We start from the raw sequence: 16411 nt of genomic DNA, 5'->3' as shown, positions 1-16411 counted from the left end.
AACCGGGAAGCTAGTCAATCAGTCACCTGACGGAGAGAACCAGCCTTGGATTGGCCTACCCTGCTTACCCGCGAACGCCTCGGAAAGCCCCTGTACAGCCCGGAAGAAGTGGGCCGCAGCCCTTTTCACAAAGACCATGACCGGATCATTTTCTCGGGAGCGTTCCGCCGTCTCGGGCGCAAGACTCAAGTTCATCCGGTGCACAGCAACGACCATATCCACACGCGCCTGACCCACTCGCTGGAAGTCAGTTGCGTCGGCCGTTCACTGGGTATGCGCGTCGGCGAAACCCTGCGCAGCGCCCTGCCCGACTGGTGTGAACCCAGCGATCTGGGGATGGTTGTGCAATCGGCCTGCCTAGCCCATGACATCGGTAATCCACCCTTCGGCCACTCCGGCGAAGACGCGATTCGGCACTGGTTCCAGCAAGCCGCCGGACGGGGCTGGCTGGACGCGATGAACGAAGAGCAGCGCAATGATTTTCTCAATTTCGAAGGCAACGCCCAAGGCTTCCGGGTACTGACCCAGCTTGAGTATCACCAGTTCGACGGCGGCACCCGGCTGACCTATGCCACCCTGGGCACTTACCTGAAATACCCATGGACAGCCAGGCACGCCGACTCCCTGGGGTACAAGAAACACAAGTTCGGTTGCTACCAGAGCGAACTGCCGCTGCTGGAGCAGATCGCGCAAAAACTTGGCCTGCCGCAGCTTGAGGAGCAGCGCTGGGCACGCCATCCGCTGGTGTACCTGATGGAAGCCGCCGATGACATCTGCTATGCGTTGATCGACCTGGAAGACGGCCTGGAAATGGAGTTACTGGAGTACGCCGAAGTCGAATCCCTGCTACTGGATCTGGTGGGCGACGATTTACCGCAAACCTATCGCCTGCTCGGCCCAGAGGATTCTCGTCGGCGCAAACTGGCGATCCTGCGGGGCAAGGCCATCGAACACCTGACCAACGCAGCGGCCCGCGCCTTTGTCGAGCAACAGGACGCGCTGTTGGCTGGTACCCTGACTGGCGACCTGGTGGAGCACATGCACGGCCCGGCCAAACGTTGCGTCCTCAATGCAAAGGACATGGCTCGGCAGAAGATCTTCCAGGATAAACGCAAGACCCTGCACGAGATTGGTGCCTACACCACCCTGGAAATTCTCCTCAACGCTTTCTGCGGTGCCGCACTGGAGCAACACAACGGTCGAACGCCGTCCTTCAAGAGCCGGCGGGTTCTCGACCTGCTGGGCAACAATGCGCCCGATCCGAACGGCCCCCTGCACAACTCGTTCCTGCGCATGATCGACTTCATCGCCGGCATGACCGACAGCTATGCCAGCCACATGGCCCTCGAAATGACGGGGCGTTCCAGTCACTGACGACAAACGGCCGATCAGCCATTACCCCCTCCGGTCATGGCCGATCAGTCCTGAAAATCCAAAAACATTCAACAAACACCGAATCCCCCTACAGCCTCTGTCGAGTGCACTGATCGAATGCGCGATTTGGACGCGAAACAATCACGCCTATCGGTTCCGATAGAAGAAGCGTGAATAACATGATCAACGACAATCTGCGCATCATGCTGGTGGAAGACCATCCGTTTCAGCTCATGGCGACTCAATGCCTGCTGGAGAGTTACGGCTTCACTCACTTGACCACCAGCGACTGTGCCAGAGGCGCGTTGCAACACATGCTCAGGGCAGAGCAGCCGTTCGATATCCTGTTATGCGATCAATGCCTGCCCGAAGTATCCGGCATTGACCTGATAAAAATCGCCAGCCATCAGGGGATGATCAAGCAGGCAATACTTTTAAGCAGCCTGACATCCAATGAATTGGGTGAACTTGAAAACCTGGCCATCCTCAACGGACTGCCATTACTGGGTTACTTGATAAAACCTTTGAAACAGTGCGAGCTGAGGCAATTACTGAAATTGATTCCCTGACCCTGCAACCAGGCGCTGATAAAAATTGGGTGCCCCACAAAACAGCACCCTTCGCCACACAATTAAACAGCAACACTATTTGTGGAAACCTGCCAAAAAACCGTTTGACTCGTAAGCCAATTCCTTTTCGCATGTAGGAACATTCCTATATTGCCACGACGGCCCCGTCAGTTCATACGTCGCCTCAACTATCTGAGCTAAGGTGCGCGCTTTATCTGAGCTCGCATGGGATTTGATTATGAACTCCGTTTTTATCGTCGACGATCACCCAGTCATCCGGCTTGCCGTTCGTATGTTGCTTGAACACGAGGGCTTCAAGGTCGTCGGTGAAACCGATAATGGTGTCGATGCCATGCAGATGGTGCGCGAATGCATGCCCGACCTGGTCATTCTCGATATCAGTATTCCCAAGCTGGATGGCTTGGAAGTGCTAACCCGTTTCAACGCCATGCATACGCCTCCAAGAACTCTGGTATTGACTGCACAATGTCCGACGCTGTTCGGTATACGCTGCATGCAATCCGGCGCCTCGGGATATGTTTGCAAACAGGAAGAACTAAGCGAACTGGTAAGCGCCATCAAGGCAGTACTCTCAGGTTATAACTATTTTCCCAGTGAAGCCTTGAACCCTGCTCGTGGTGATGAAGCGCGCTGCGCCGAACTTGAACTGTTCAAGTCAGTCAATGACAGGGAGCTCATGGTCATGCAACTTTTTGCACAAGGTCGCAATAACAAGGAAATCGCCAAAGGCATGTTCCTGAGCAACAAAACGGTCAGCACTTATAAAAAACGACTGATGCAAAAACTCAAGGCCAAATCACTGGTTGAACTCATTGAGATGGCAAAACGTAATGCATTAGTGTGAGACACAGGATGCCCAGCCGCTTGAAGGATTACCTGCTGATCATGACCACAGGCTTGTGCCTGTGCACCTCGTTGCACGCAGCGCAACCCCCTGAACAATTCACTTTGCTCAGTCGTTCAGCGCCCCTGCACCTGGAAGTCGAGCTGGATCAATCACAACGACATTGGGCCCGGGGAAAAGAGCAACTGATCCTGGGTACTTCAGCGCCAGACTATCCCCCCTTCGACCTGACCAGCAGCGGTCATGACTACGAAGGTTTTACCGCCGATTACGCGGGCATTCTTGGCGAGGTCCTTGGCCTGCCCATCAAAGTTCAGCGCTTCAGCTCCCGGGGAGCTGCGATCGAAGCGCTCGAAAATGGTGAGGTAGACCTGTTGGGCAGCGCCAACGGATTCGAGGCGAGCAATGACCACATCGCGCTTTCCAGGCCCTATGCGGTCGATCAACCGGTCCTGGTGACACGTGAAGGCGAAACCCGGCCGCTCAATGATGGGCTTTCCGGGTTGCGGCTCAGCATGCTGTACCACTACTTGCCCCTGGAAGAGGTGAAGGCCCTGTATCCGAAGGCAATCATCACGTCCTACCCCTCCTACCAGAACGCGATCAATGCCGTTGCTTTCGGCCAGGCCGATGTTTTTCTCGGTGACACCCTTTCAACCCATTACATGATCAACAAGGGCTATCTGAACAACATTCGCATGGCCAGTTTCGGCAAGCACGAAGCCCATGGTTTCAGCTTTGCCGTGCACAAGACCAATCCACAACTGCTCGACATCATCAACACGACGCTCGCGGCCATCCCCGCCAGCGAACGGGAAAACATCGCCAAACGCTGGAGCGCCGGGAGCGATATCCTGCTCACCGATCAAAAACTGCAGCTCAGTCACACTGAGGAGCGCTGGCTGGCGCAACACCCGGTGGTCCGGGTGGTCGTCAATGAGGCCTATGCGCCGCTGACGTTTTTCGACAGTGCCGGCAACTTTCGCGGGATTGCCGCGGACCTGCTTGAGTTGATCAGGTTGCGTACCGGCCTGCGCTTCGACATTCAGCGCAGTCGCAGCGACGCAGACATGATCGAGCGAATCAAAACCGATCAGGCTGACCTGATCGCCGCGCTGCTCCCCAGCGCGCGACGGGATAGCTTGCTGAGCTTTACCCGCCCGTACCTGCAGAACTCCTTCGTGCTGTTGACACGCAAGGCGCACGACAGTCCGACAAACCTTGCACAGCTGCAGGGCAAGAGCCTGGCCATTGCCCGTGGGAACCCCTTGATCGACTATCTGCGCAGCGAATTCCCGCAGATCCGGCTGATCAAGACCGCGGACACCTTCAGCGCCGTGGAAATGCTTGCCGAAGGCCGGGTGGAAGGCGCGGTGAACTCGCTGGTGATCGCCAACTACTTCATCGCCTCGCAACTGTTCGAAACCGATCTGCAAATCAGCACCACCATCGGCACCCAGCAGGCGGCGTTCTCCCTGGCAACCGGGCGCGAGGCCAAGGAACTCAATGACATCCTCAACAAGGCACTGTTGAGCATCGCCCCGCAAGAGCTGGGCGTCATCAACAGTCGTTGGCGCAGCTATTCAGCCTCCTCGCAAAGCACCTGGCGAAATTATCAACGAGTGTTCTATCAGATCGTCATCGGTGCCGGATTGCTGTTGTTGGTCTCCGTGACCTGGAACGCTTACATGCGGCGCCAGATCAATCAACGCCGGGCGGCCGAGCGCGCGTTGAATGATCAATTGGAGTTCATGGGTTCATTGGTCAACGGCACGCCCCACCCGATTTACGTGCGTGATCGCCAAGGACTGCTGCAAAGTTGCAACGACAGCTACCTGCAAGCCTTCAACGCAAAACGCGAAGACGTGATCGGCAAAAGCGTGACCCAGGGCACCATGAGCAACGCCTTCGAAGCTCGGGAATACCAGACCGATTACCAGCGTGTCGTGGCCGAGGGCACGCCCATGATCCTTGACCGTGCGCTGCACATTGGCAGTCGCCGGTTGACGATCTATCACTGGATTCTTCCCTACCGCGACTCGAGCGGTGAGGTGCAAGGGATCATTGGTGGCTGGATCGACATCAGCGAACGGCGGCAATTGTTCGATGAGCTGCGTTGCGCCAAAGAGCGTGCCGACGAAGCCAACCGGGCCAAGACCACGTTCCTGGCAACCATGAGCCATGAAATTCGCACCCCGATGAATGCCGTCATCGGCATGCTCGAACTGACGCTCAAGCGCATCGAACACCACCACCCGGATCGTCCCGCCATTGATGTGGCGTACCACTCGGCGAAGGACCTGCTGGAACTAATCGGGGACATCCTCGATATTGCCCGCATCGAGTCCGGGCACCTGAGCCTGAACCCGGAGCGGGTCAATCCAGAGGAAATCGTGGCGTCGGTGGCGCGCATCTTCGATGGGCTGGCCCGGCAGAAGGGGCTCGAACTGCAACTGGAACTCAATCCGGCCAACCCTACGATCGACGTGTTGCTCGATCCCTTGCGCTTCAAGCAGGTGCTGTCGAACCTGGTCAGCAATGCCATCAAGTTTACCGAACATGGCCAGGTCAGGATTATTGTGGCCCTGCACCTGACCGGCGAAACCAACCAGGTACAAATGCTGCTGCTGGTCGAAGACAGTGGCCCGGGAATCAGCCATGAGGATCAGCAACACCTGTTCGAACCTTTCGCCCAGGCCGGTAATGCCGGGCAGTCGGCCAGGGGCGGTGCCGGGCTTGGCCTGGTGATCAGCCGCAGCCTGTGCGAAATGATGAACGGCAGCCTGCAGTTGAGCAGCCAGCCGGGCGTCGGTACCCGGGTGAGGATTTCGTTGCTGTTACCCACACTGCCTCGCGAATCGAGGGAGCAAACAGCTGAGCCCCCCATCCACTGCGCTACGGTCCCTTTGAATGTGCTGGTGGTCGACGACCACGCGGCCAATCGCTTGCTGATGTGCCAGCAGCTGGAATTCCTGGGCCATCGGTTCAGCGTCGCGGCAGATGGCCAGGCTGGATTGGACGCGTGGAAATCCGACGCATTTGACCTGGTGATCGCCGATTGCAACATGCCGGTCATGAACGGATACGAACTGGCCCAAGCCATTCGTCGACATGAACAGCACACGCAACAGCCGCGCTGCACCCTCCTGGGCTTTACCGCCAACGCCCAGGCGGAGGAAATTGAGCGTTGCAAACAGGCCGGGATGGACGACTGCCTGTTCAAGCCACTGTCCCTGGCCGCCTTGAGTCAATGGGTCAAGGGTATCCAGCCCACGGTCGTCACCCCGGCCTTCAGCCTGCAAGGTTTGCATGTGTTGACCGGCGGCAACCCGACGATGAACCTGCGTCTGCTGACCGAACTGTTGAACAGCAACCGCCTGGATCGACAGAGCCTGCAGGCGCTGTCAGGCACACCGGACCCACAGGCATTTCTCGACATTGCCCATAGAATCAAGGGCGCTGCCCGAATCGTCCAGGCCACTCGCTTGATCGACAGCTGCGAGGCGCTCGAGGCCACCTGCCATGCCCGCTTCCCCCCCGAAAAAGTCAGCGAATGCTGCAGCGCCGTGGAGCGCGCACTGCTCGAACTGGAGCAGGCATTACTGCAACAAATCGAGCAAAACGACAGCTGTACAGTGAGCGAGCCTTAACTATGCTTGGACGCGGAGCAGTGCGTTAACCATCACGGAGTGACCTGCATGCCCAGCCCACTGCGCCCGGATCAGCGGCGGTTTCCCCTGCACGTTCATATCAGCGTGATGTTCACTTGCCTGCTGTTGCTGACCGGGATCGTGCTGGGCATTTTCCACTACCGGCAAACCACCCAGATCATTCTGTCGAGCAGTGAAAAGCTGTTCAGCCGGATTGAACAGGACGTGCGCCTGGACCTGCACGCCACCTATCAGCCGATTCGCCACCTGCTGAGCCTGTTGATGCACAACCCTGCAACCCTGGCCCCTGACCTGCAACAGCGCCTGGCGCTGCTCAAGCCCTTCAGTCAGTCGCTCAAGGACAACCCGGACCTTGCTTCGCTGTACCTGGGATACGACACCGGTGACTTTTTCATGGTTCGCCCGCTGCGCACACCCGATCTGAAAGCGCTGTTCAAGGCCCCGGATACCGCGGTCTATCAGGTCTGGAGCATCGAGCGAAACAGCAGTGGCCAGGCGCACTCGCAATTCCTGTTTTTCGATCAGGACCTGACGCTCGTCAGCCGTCAGGACAACCTCGATGACTTGTATGATCCGCGTGACCGCGCCTGGTTTACCAGCGCCAGCCAGGACCTTGACCAGATCACCACCGAGCCCTACGTTTTTTTCTCGACCCGCAACGTCGGTACCACCCTGGCGCGGCGCAGCGGCGAGCATGCCGTGCTCGCTGCCGACCTGACCCTGGCCGAGCTCTCGGCCACCCTGGCCAAACACGTGGTGACGCCCGCCACCGAGATCGTGCTGCTCAATGCCCAAGGCAATGCCATCGCTTATCCCGACAGCCGCCGCCTGATCGTTGACGATCAAACCGCCCACCTGAGCAAGGCCGCCGACCTGAATCCCGCCCTGGGCGCGCTGCTCGACAAACCTGTACCGGGCAATCGCCTGACTGCCATGGGTCGCCAATGGATCGTTGCCCGCAGCAGCATTCAGGAAGGCGGGCCCCAGGGGCTGCAACTGGCGATGTTGGTACCCGAAGATGAATTGCTCGTCGACGCCTACCGCATGCGCTGGCAAGGCGCGCTGATTACCCTGGCGACCCTGCTGTTGTGCGTACCTCTGGGATGGTTAACGTCGAGGATCCTGGTCAAGCCTCTGCGCGCCCTGGTGCAGGAAGCGGATGCCATTCGCAGTTTCGACTTCAACTTTCCAGTTACACGCCGCTCTCCGGTGCTTGAGGTCGACCAGCTAAGCCTGTCCATGGGGCGCATGAAAGACACCCTGGCAAGCTTCTTCCAGATCACTGACAGCCTCAGTGCCGAGACCCGGTTTGCCCCATTGCTGGAGCGGGTGCTGTTTGAAACGGTCAGGATTGGTCAGGCCCAGGCCGGCCTGATCTACCTGCGCGAAGGGGATGGCGATCTTATGGAACCCCAGGGCCTGGTGATCAACGACACGGCACAAGCCCTGTCTTCATTCGACCTTTGCGCACACGCGTTTAAGGACGCGCACAGCCCCGCCTGGCTGCAGCAGCTGTCGACGGCCGACAACGTCGTCACCCACCTCGGCTTCGAACAGGCGGGGGATCTACAAAAAGTCCTGCTGGCGATGGCCTGTCCCCGGGTTCACCTGATCGGCATTCGCTTGCACAATCGTCACAACGAAACCGTCGGCCTGCTGGTGTTTCTGTTGGCCGACAGCGGTCACGAGAGCGACCTGGATAAACTGCGTCCCGACCGCATCGCGTTCTTACAGGCGGTGTCCGGTGCGGCCGCTGTGAGTATCGAAAGCCAGCGCTTGCAAGACCGGCAAAAACAGCTGCTGGACGCCTTCATCAAACTGCTGGCAGGTGCGATAGATGCCAAGAGCCCCTACACCGGTGGCCATTGCCAACGAGTACCGGCCCTGACGCTGATGCTCGCCCAGGCCGCGGCGGCCAGCCAGGACCCGGCCTTGCGCGACTATCAGCCCACGGACGATGAGTGGGAGGCGCTGCACATCGCCGCCTGGCTGCATGATTGCGGCAAGGTGACGACCCCGGAATACGTGGTCGACAAAGCCACCAAACTCGAAACCCTGTACGACCGCATCCACGAAATACGCACCCGCTTCGAAGTGCTCAAGCGTGATGCCTGGGTCAACTATTGGCAAGCCGTTGCCCAAGATGGCGACGAGCAACATCTGGCGCAACAGCGCGATGCCAGCCTGGCGGAACTCGATGATGATTTCGCCTTCATCGCCCGCTGCAACCTCGGTGGCGAGGCCATGGCCGAAGCCGACCTGCAACGCCTGCGCAATATCGGTCAACGCACCTGGACGCGGACACTGGATGACCGGTTGGGTGTTTCCTGGGAAGAAAACCAGCGCCAGGCACGCACGCCGGCACCGCCACTGCCCGTTTGCGAAGCGTTGCTGGCGGACCGGCCCGAGCATCTGCTCGAGCGCGCCGAAGCCGAATTGATTGCCGAGGACAATCCCTGGGGGTTCAAGCTCGATGTCCCGCGTTACAAGTACAACCGAGGCGAGCTCTACAACTTGAGCATTGCCCGGGGCACCCTGACCGCTGAGGAGCGCTACATCATCAACCACCACATGGTGCAGACGATCATGATGCTCAGCCACCTGCCCTTCCCCGAGCACCTGGGCAACGTCGCGGAAATTGCCGGCGGCCACCACGAAAAAATGGACGGCACCGGTTATCCGAAACGCTTGAAGCGTGAGCAGATGAGCCTGCCGGCGCGGATGATGGCAATTGCCGATATCTTCGAAGCGCTGACCGCCGCCGACCGCCCCTACAAGAAGGCCAAGACCCTGAGTGAAGCGCTGGACATCATGGCCGCCATGTGCCGGGACGCCCACATCGACCCGCAGCTGTTCGAACTGTTCATCAACGCACAGATTTACCTGCAGTACGCCCGGCGTTTCCTCGATCCACAGCAGGTCGATGCGGTGGACACGTCAAGCCTGCTGGTCAAGGCAGGCTTGAAAGTGTGATCAGCAGTCGGTCAGGCGCAGGAAAATGGCGGCCAGTTGCTCGATACCCGCTTGATCCTGCGCAGTGAAACGCGCCAGTTGCGGGCTGTCGAGATCGAGCACGCCGATCAGGCGACCGTCCTTGACCAGGGGCACGACCAGCTCGCTGTTCGACGCACTGTCGCAGGCGATATGCCCGGCAAACGCGTGCACGTCTTCGACCCGTTGGGTCTGCAAGGTCGCCGCTGCCGTCCCGCACACGCCGCGACCGAATGGAATCCGCACGCAGGCGATTTGCCCTTGAAACGGACCCAGCACCAGCTCTTCATTGCGATTGAGGTAGAATCCGGCCCAGTTCAAGCCGTCGAGCTGGTTGAACAGGAACGCTGAAAACTGAGCGGCGTTGGCAATGAAATCGCGCTCGTGCGCCAGCAAGGATTCCAGCTGCGCGTGCAGCATGCCGTAGCCCTCTAGGCCTTGGCCGCTCTTTTGTAAATCGATCATGCCTTGTGCTCCAACAGTTTCAGCCCCACCCAATAGCGGGCAAATTGATACGCGCAACGTCCGTTGCGATTGCCACGTCCCGTGGCCCAACGCACCGCCAGGATGTCCAGCTCTTCCGTGCGTTGCCACGGCAGGCCAGCCTTGTCGGCCAATTGACCGATCCAGTGTTCAACCACGTCGAGGAAGTGTTCCTGGGTGAACGGATAGAACGACAGCCACAAACCGAAGCGATCCGACAGGGCGATCTTGTCTTCCACTGCCTCGCTGGGGTGCAATTCGCCATCGACCCGTTTCCAGTTTTCGTTATCGCTTTCCTTTTCCGGCACCAGGTGGCGACGGTTGGAGGTGGCGTAAAGCAACACGTTGTCCGGTGCCTGTTCGAGCGAACCGTCGAGAACGCTTTTGAGCACGCGATAATCGCCCTCGCCCGACTCGAACGACAGGTCATCGCAGAACAGCACGAAACGCTGCGGTAGCTTGGCAATCTGCTCGACTACCCGCGGCAGGTCCGCCAGGTGATCGCGCTCGATTTCGATCAGGCGCAGCCCGGCCTCGGCGTGCTCGGCCAGCAAGGCGCGCACCAGCGACGATTTGCCGGTGCCACGCGAGCCCCAGAGCAGGGCGTGGTTAGCCGGCATGCCATCGAGGAACTGGCGGGTATTTCGCCCCAGTTGCTCCACTTGGCGGTCGACGCCGATCAGGTCGCTCAGGCGCATGTCCAGGCTGACCTGCAGCGGCAGCAGAAAACCGCTGCGCCCCTCGCGTTGCCAGCGCGCGGCCAGGCAGTGGTTCCAGTCGATGGCTTGCCGAGGGGTGGGCAGCAGCGGTTCGATACGGGCCAGAACGGCATCGGCACGTTCAAGAAAAGCATTCAATCGGGAATCCACGTCTTCTCCTCGGGCACGTTCACAGTAATGATGGCGATACAGCGACGAAATACAGCGTTCGATGAACGGTCAACCGCCCTGTATCAGGGCTCGCGGGATCACCCTGCATGATCGACTATGCTTGAGCAGCGAAGGAAAACGGAAGTGGTTCAACACCCCATGGACATCAAGTTCACCAACCGGCTGTCTTACAAACAGGCACGGCTCACCGTGCTGGTCGGTTTCATTCTGGGTATGCTGCTCAGCGTGCTGCAAATAGGCATCGATTATGCCAGTGAAGACGCTTCCATCAACCGTGAAATCCTGTCTTTGCTCGAAATCAGTCACAACCCCGCCTCGCGCATCGCCTACAACATCGACGCCGAACTCGCCCAGGAACTGACCCTCGGCCTGCTGCGCTCGCCTGCGGTCATCGGGGCGAAACTGACCGACAACAACGGTAATGTCCTGGCCAACGTCAAGCGTCCCGGCCTGCAAAGCGGCTATCGAGTATTGAGTGACCTACTGTTCGGGGCCCATCGGCAGTTCGAAGACCGCTTGTACCTGAATCATTTGCCAAGCGAATCGCTGGGCACCCTACGACTGGACGTCGACACCTACTCCTTCGGCTACCGGTTCCTGCGGCGGGCCGAGGTAACCCTGATCAATGGTTTCGCCCGCAGCCTGCTGCTGAGCGGCATCCTCCTGGCGCTGTTCTACGTGATGCTGACCAAGCCGCTGGTGCGGGTCATCCGCGAACTCAGTGGCCGCGATCCGCGTAGCGCGCAGCCGACCTCGCTGGAATGCCCGGCCGGACATGCCCATGATGAAATCGGCGTGCTGGTGAAAGTCGCCAACCAGCAATTCGAAAACATCGCCACCGAAATCCAGCAGCGACGCAACGCCGAAAACCGCCTGACCGACTATCTTGGCCAGCTGGAAAACATCGTTTCGGCGCGCACGACCGAACTCAAGGCCATCAACGCCCGGCTCAGCCAATCCAACCAGGAACTGGAAGTCGCCCGCAGTACCGCCCTGGACATGGCCGAAGCGCGCTCAGTGTTCCTGGCCAACATGAGCCACGAAATCCGCACGCCCCTCAATGGCCTGCTGGGCATGATCGCGCTGTCGCTGGACGGCCCGCTGAGCGCCGAGCAACAGCAACAGCTGGCCATCGCCCATGATTCGGGCAAAGTGCTGGTGGAGTTGCTCAACGATATTCTCGACCTGTCGAAATTCGATGCCGGCCAGCTCGAACTCGAGCACATCCCGTTTGACCTCGGCTCGCTGATCGAAGACACCGCCAACCTGCTGTCGCAGAACGCCGCGCCGAGTGTCGAACTGACCTGCCTGATCGATCCGGACTTTCCTGCGCTGGTGCTCGGCGATCCGACACGGGTCCGGCAGATCGTCAGCAACCTGCTGTCCAATGCGCTCAAGTTCACCCGTTTCGGCCGGGTCGATGTGCGTCTGTCGACCAGCCACGATGGCGTCAGCATCGAAGTCTGCGACACCGGCATCGGTATCCCCCGGGATGCCCAGGTCAAGATTTTCCAGCCTTTCACCCAGGCCGGTGCCGGGATCACTCGTCAGTTCGGCGGTACCGGACTGGGCCTGGCCCTGACCCACAACCTGTGCGAAGCCATGCAAGGCCGGCTCACCATCAGTTCTGAACCCGGTTTCGGCAGCCAGTTCTGCGCGCAACTGCCACTGCCCAGCCACACCTGGGCACTGGCCCCGGCGCCCCTGCAGGGCAAGGTCATTGCGATTACCGCCGCCAGCAGCGGTCTGGCGGAACTGTTGAGCAGTGTGTTGCCCAGTTGGGGGCTTGATTATCAGCAGCGCTCGATCGATGACCCGTTGCTCGGCCTGAACCCCGATGTCCTGATCACCGATTGCCCCGAATGCCTGTTCAACCTGCGTCCCACCCTCAGCGCGCCGATCCTGCTGGTGACCGCTTACGGCAGCTTCATGCCCAGCGAACAAGCCAGCGCCCTCGCCCCCCTGCAGCAACAGGCACGGCCCCTGGCCCGCAATGCGCTGTATCAGGCTTTGCGGCGAATCCTGCTGGCGCAAACCGACACGCCCAACGATACGAAGGTCGACGCCCACGTCCCGCAGCGACGTGCGCGGGTGCTGCTGGTCGAGGACAACCCGGTCAACCAACTGGTGGCCAAGGGCATGTTGGGTAAACTCGGTTGCGACGTGGTGGTCGCCGCGCACGGCGCCGAGGCGCTGGATCAATTGGAGAGCCGCGACTTCGATCTGGTGCTGATGGATTGCAACATGCCGGTCATGGACGGTTATGAAGCCAGTCGGCAGATCCGTCGCAGTGGTCGCTGGCCGCAGTTGCCAATCGTCGCCCTGACCGCCAACGCCATGTCCGAAGAGCGCGAACGCTGCCGTGCAGCGGGCATGAGCGACTATCTGGCCAAACCATTGCGGCGGGAAGAGCTGGCCTCCCTGCTGGACGTGTGGATACCCGTTACGACAGTGCCTTGATCTGCCCCAGCAAGTGGTCGAGGCCGTCGCGCAGGTCATTCAGGCGATCCAGATCCACACCGCTGTCACACAACAGGCGGGCCTTGAGCGGCCCGACCTGATCACGCAGCGCGCAGCCCTTGGGCGACAGGCTCAGGTGCACCTCCCTCTCATCGCGCGCCGAGCGCTGACGCTGAACCAGTTGCAATTGTTCAAGACGCTTGAGCAAGGGCGTCAGCGTGCCGGAGTCCAACGCCAGGCGCTCACCCAGTGCCTTGACCGTCGGTTGCTCCGGGGCGGTCGCCTGCCATTCCCACAACACCAGCATCGCCAGGTACTGCGGGTACGTCAGGCCCAATTGGTCGAGCATAGGCTTGTAGGCGCGAATCACCGCGCGGGACGCGGCATACAGTTTGAAGCAGAGCTGGCTGTCGAGGCTCAGCGAGTCGACGGACAAGCTGGTCATTTGAGCAGTGCTTCGATCTCAGCGCTCAAGTCCTGCGGCTTGGTTGCAGGGGCAAAGCGCTTGACCAGCTGGCCGTCCTTGCCGATCAGGAATTTGGTGAAATTCCACTTGATGCCCTGGGAACCGAGCACACCCGGTGCACGTTTTTTCAACTGCACGAACAAGGGATGGGCGCCGTCGCCATTGACTTCGATTTTTTTGAACAGCGGGAAACTGACTCCGTAGTTCAGCTCGCAGAACTCGCTGATCGCCCCTTCGTTGCCCGGTTCCTGCTTGCCGAATTGATTGCAGGGGAAGCCGAGCACCACCAGGCCTTGATCCTTGTAGGTTTGCCACAGCTCCTCAAGGCCTTTGTATTGCGGGGTGAAGCCGCATTTGCTGGCGGTGTTGACCACCAACACGGCCTTGCCGGCGAAATCGGCCAGGGTCTTTTGTTCGCCCTTGATGGTGGTGCAGGGGATGCTTAGCAGGTTGTCGCTCATGACCGGGACACTCGAGAAGGGGTGATGCGACAAACATAGCGAGCAATTGAATTGTGTGCAATATATTCGCCGAAAACCTGGGCGACATACATCTTGCGGCCGGCATACACCTTGTAGGAGCTGGCTTGCCAGCGAAGGCGTCCTTGAACATTGCGTTGTTCTTTCGGGCGCCTTCGCTGGCAAGCCAGCTCCTACAGGGCTCGCATTACGAGCGTGGCTTCAGGTCCAGGCACACCGAGTTGATGCAGTAACGCAGGCCGGTGGGCGGTGGGCCATCCGGGAATACGTGGCCCAGGTGCGCGTCACATTTGGCGCAGACCACTTCGGTGCGGATCATGCCGTGGCTGACATCACGAATCTCGGTCATGGCGCTGTCGCCGATCGGCGCATAAAAGCTTGGCCAGCCGCAGCCGGAATCAAATTTGGTTTTGGAGTCGAACAGCGGCTCGTTGCAGCAGATGCAGTGGTAGATACCGTCGGTCTTGGTGCCGTTGTACTTGCCGGAAAACGGCCGTTCGGTGCCCTTGAGGCGGCAAACGTTGTACTGCTCGGGATCGAGCATGGCCTTCCATTCTTCCAGGGTTTTTTCCAACTTTTCCATCATCACACCTCAGCAGCTGAAAAAGCCCGATCTGTACCTTTTCCACGGATCGGGCGGCACGTATGATTGCGCCTCGTCAAACGCCAGTCTGGCAGCCAGACCACGCGCATTCAAACGGATTTATGGGTGCTGCCTCTCAAGGCGTCAGGCCTGTGTGATTACGCAGGATTCCCAGCACGGTTGTACACACACCGCCTGGATCGTTCATTTTCGGGAACACATCGCCATGCAGGTCAGCAAATCGAACAAGCTCGCCAACGTCTGCTACGACATTCGCGGCCCAGTGCTCAAGCACGCCAAACGCCTGGAAGAGGAAGGCCATCGCATCCTCAAGCTGAACATCGGCAACCCGGCGCCCTTTGGTTTCGAAGCGCCGGACGAAATCCTCCAGGACGTGATCCGCAACCTGCCGACAGCACAGGGTTACAGCGACTCCAAGGGCCTGTTCAGCGCGCGCAAGGCCGTGATGCAGTACTACCAGCAAAAGCAGGTGGAAGGTGTCGGTATTGAAGACATCTACCTGGGCAACGGCGTTTCCGAACTGATCGTGATGTCGATGCAGGCCCTGCTCAACAACGGTGACGAAGTGCTGGTACCGGCTCCCGACTACCCGTTGTGGACCGCCGCGGTGAGCCTGTCGGGTGGTAACCCGGTGCATTACCTGTGCGACGAGCAGGCTAACTGGTGGCCGGACCTGGCCGACATCAAGGCCAAGATCACCCCGAATACCAAGGCATTGGTGATCATCAACCCGAACAACCCGACCGGTGCGGTGTATTCCAAAGAAGTCCTGCTGGGCATGCTGGAACTGGCCCGCCAGCACAACCTGGTGGTGTTTTCCGACGAGATCTACGACAAGATCCTGTACGACGATGCCGTGCACATCTGCACCGCGTCCCTGGCGCCGGACCTGCTGTGCCTGACCTTCAACGGTCTGTCCAAGTCCTATCGCGTGGCCGGTTTCCGTTCCGGCTGGATCGCCATTTCCGGCCCGAAACACCACGCCCACAGCTACATCGAAGGCATCGACATGCTGGCCAACATGCGCCTGTGCGCCAACGTGCCGAGCCAGCACGCGATCCAGACCGCGTTGGGTGGCTATCAAAGCATCAACGACCTGGTGCTGCCGCAAGGGCGCCTGCTGGAACAGCGTAACCGCACCTGGGAACTGCTCAACGACATTCCTGGCGTGAGCTGCGTCAAGCCGATGGGCGCGCTGTATGCGTTCCCGCGGATCGACCCGAAGGTCTGCCCGATCCACAACGACGAAAAGTTCGTCCTCGACCTGCTGCTTTCGGAGAAATTACTGGTGGTGCAAGGCACAGCCTTCAACTGGCCATGGCCCGACCACTTCCGCGTCGTGACCCTGCCGCGCGTCGATGACCTGGACATGGCCATCGGACGCATTGGCAATTTCCTCAAGTCCTATCGCCAATAAGCGGCCTGTCACCGTGCGATGGCAGAAACATCGCACGGTGATTCATTCTGCAACACATGCTTGCGCCCTACCCGTGACCTCACTCTTGATGCATGAGCAATGACCCATTGCCGGGTCATGTCGAGTAACGACGGGCACTCGG

At 59.5% G+C, this 16411-nt stretch carries 12 protein-coding genes; 7 read left to right on the top strand and 5 right to left on the bottom strand.

Translation table 11 applies throughout. From position 1 onward, the window contains the following. The first annotated feature begins 45 nt into the window (after nt 1-45). The 5 genes from ACIO0C_RS20800 (at nt 46) to ACIO0C_RS20780 (ending at nt 9452) form a co-directional block, all read left to right on the top strand. The gene (locus tag ACIO0C_RS20800; protein WP_401314906.1) at nt 46-1374 is read left to right on the top strand and encodes a deoxyguanosinetriphosphate triphosphohydrolase; all 1329 of its coding nucleotides are present in this window, start codon (nt 46-48) and stop codon (nt 1372-1374) included. 179 nt (nt 1375-1553) lie between these two features. Further along, nucleotides 1554-1943 (top strand): response regulator, encoded by a 390-nt coding sequence (locus ACIO0C_RS20795; protein WP_401314904.1) that lies wholly within the window; start codon nt 1554-1556, stop codon nt 1941-1943. A 238-nt stretch (nt 1944-2181) separates the two neighbouring features. Then, nucleotides 2182-2808: a response regulator transcription factor gene (locus ACIO0C_RS20790; protein WP_272603202.1), complete on the top strand. Its 627-nt coding sequence runs from the start codon at nt 2182-2184 to the stop codon at nt 2806-2808. Nucleotides 2809-2816: 8 nt separating this feature from the next. Next, on the top strand, nt 2817-6458 hold the full coding sequence (locus ACIO0C_RS20785; RefSeq protein WP_401314903.1) for a transporter substrate-binding domain-containing protein: 3642 nt from the start codon (nt 2817-2819) through the stop codon (nt 6456-6458). A 48-nt stretch (nt 6459-6506) separates the two neighbouring features. After that, a complete protein-coding gene (locus ACIO0C_RS20780) occupies nt 6507-9452 on the top strand; it encodes an HD domain-containing phosphohydrolase (protein ID WP_401314901.1) in 2946 nt (981 codons plus the stop codon). Here ACIO0C_RS20780 and ACIO0C_RS20775 read toward each other — a convergent pair whose 3' ends face one another. Both ACIO0C_RS20775 and ACIO0C_RS20770 read right to left on the bottom strand, forming a co-directional pair. Next, nucleotides 9453-9935: a GAF domain-containing protein gene (locus ACIO0C_RS20775; RefSeq protein WP_401314899.1), complete on the bottom strand. Its 483-nt coding sequence runs from the start codon at nt 9933-9935 to the stop codon at nt 9453-9455. Beyond that, nucleotides 9932-10822 carry an ATP-binding protein gene (locus tag ACIO0C_RS20770; protein ID WP_272603205.1) on the bottom strand — a complete coding sequence of 297 codons (891 nt, stop codon included), beginning with the start codon at nt 10820-10822 and terminating at the stop codon, nt 9932-9934. Before ACIO0C_RS20770 ends, ACIO0C_RS20775 begins: the two co-directional genes overlap by 4 nt. Nucleotides 10823-10939: 117 nt before the next feature. Here ACIO0C_RS20770 and ACIO0C_RS20765 point away from each other — a divergent pair, with 117 nt between their 5' ends. Continuing rightward, entirely contained in the window at nt 10940-13303 is a 2364-nt protein-coding gene (locus ACIO0C_RS20765) for an ATP-binding protein (protein ID WP_401314897.1), read from the top strand. On the opposite strand, the gene ACIO0C_RS20760 is transcribed toward ACIO0C_RS20765, so the two are convergent. The 3 genes from ACIO0C_RS20760 to msrB all read right to left on the bottom strand — a co-directional run bounded on the left by ACIO0C_RS20760 (nt 13287) and on the right by msrB (nt 14831). Next, entirely contained in the window at nt 13287-13748 is a 462-nt protein-coding gene (locus tag ACIO0C_RS20760) for a MarR family winged helix-turn-helix transcriptional regulator (protein ID WP_401314896.1), read from the bottom strand. The genes ACIO0C_RS20765 and ACIO0C_RS20760 overlap by 17 nt on opposite strands. Then, nucleotides 13745-14230, bottom strand: coding sequence for a glutathione peroxidase (locus tag ACIO0C_RS20755; RefSeq protein ID WP_401314894.1), 486 nt, complete (start codon nt 14228-14230; stop codon nt 13745-13747). The genes ACIO0C_RS20760 and ACIO0C_RS20755 overlap by 4 nt, the downstream gene beginning before the upstream one ends. Nucleotides 14231-14435: 205 nt before the next feature. Then, the gene (gene msrB, locus ACIO0C_RS20750; RefSeq protein WP_008059115.1) at nt 14436-14831 is read right to left on the bottom strand and encodes a peptide-methionine (R)-S-oxide reductase MsrB; all 396 of its coding nucleotides are present in this window, start codon (nt 14829-14831) and stop codon (nt 14436-14438) included. Nucleotides 14832-15057: 226 nt separating this feature from the next. Here msrB and ACIO0C_RS20745 point away from each other — a divergent pair, with 226 nt between their 5' ends. Beyond that, nucleotides 15058-16269 carry a pyridoxal phosphate-dependent aminotransferase gene (locus tag ACIO0C_RS20745; RefSeq protein WP_401314891.1) on the top strand — a complete coding sequence of 404 codons (1212 nt, stop codon included), beginning with the start codon at nt 15058-15060 and terminating at the stop codon, nt 16267-16269. The last annotated feature ends 142 nt before the right edge of the window (nt 16270-16411 follow it).

The sequence above is a fragment of the Pseudomonas sp. NPDC087336 genome (assembly GCF_044744285.1).
In the GTDB taxonomy this organism is placed as follows: domain Bacteria; phylum Pseudomonadota; class Gammaproteobacteria; order Pseudomonadales; family Pseudomonadaceae; genus Aquipseudomonas.
Note: the sequence above shows the minus strand (reverse complement) of the source record. Positions and strands in the feature narration are given on the sequence as shown.

Excerpts from the sequence above, each read along its gene's own strand:
- ACIO0C_RS20795 (WP_401314904.1), top strand. The coding sequence starts at position 1,554 with ATGATCAACGACAATCTGCGCATCATGCTGGTGGAAGACCATCCGTTT.
- ACIO0C_RS20790 (WP_272603202.1), top strand. The coding sequence starts at position 2,182 with ATGAACTCCGTTTTTATCGTCGACGATCACCCAGTCATCCGGCTTGCC.
- ACIO0C_RS20785 (WP_401314903.1), top strand. The coding sequence starts at position 2,817 with ATGCCCAGCCGCTTGAAGGATTACCTGCTGATCATGACCACAGGCTTG.
- ACIO0C_RS20780 (WP_401314901.1), top strand. The coding sequence starts at position 6,507 with ATGCCCAGCCCACTGCGCCCGGATCAGCGGCGGTTTCCCCTGCACGTT.
- ACIO0C_RS20775 (WP_401314899.1), bottom strand. The coding sequence starts at position 9,935 with ATGATCGATTTACAAAAGAGCGGCCAAGGCCTAGAGGGCTACGGCATG.
- ACIO0C_RS20765 (WP_401314897.1), top strand. The coding sequence starts at position 10,940 with ATGCTTGAGCAGCGAAGGAAAACGGAAGTGGTTCAACACCCCATGGAC.
- ACIO0C_RS20760 (WP_401314896.1), bottom strand. The coding sequence starts at position 13,748 with ATGACCAGCTTGTCCGTCGACTCGCTGAGCCTCGACAGCCAGCTCTGC.
- ACIO0C_RS20755 (WP_401314894.1), bottom strand. The coding sequence starts at position 14,230 with ATGAGCGACAACCTGCTAAGCATCCCCTGCACCACCATCAAGGGCGAA.
- msrB (WP_008059115.1), bottom strand. The coding sequence starts at position 14,831 with ATGGAAAAGTTGGAAAAAACCCTGGAAGAATGGAAGGCCATGCTCGAT.
- ACIO0C_RS20745 (WP_401314891.1), top strand. The coding sequence starts at position 15,058 with ATGCAGGTCAGCAAATCGAACAAGCTCGCCAACGTCTGCTACGACATT.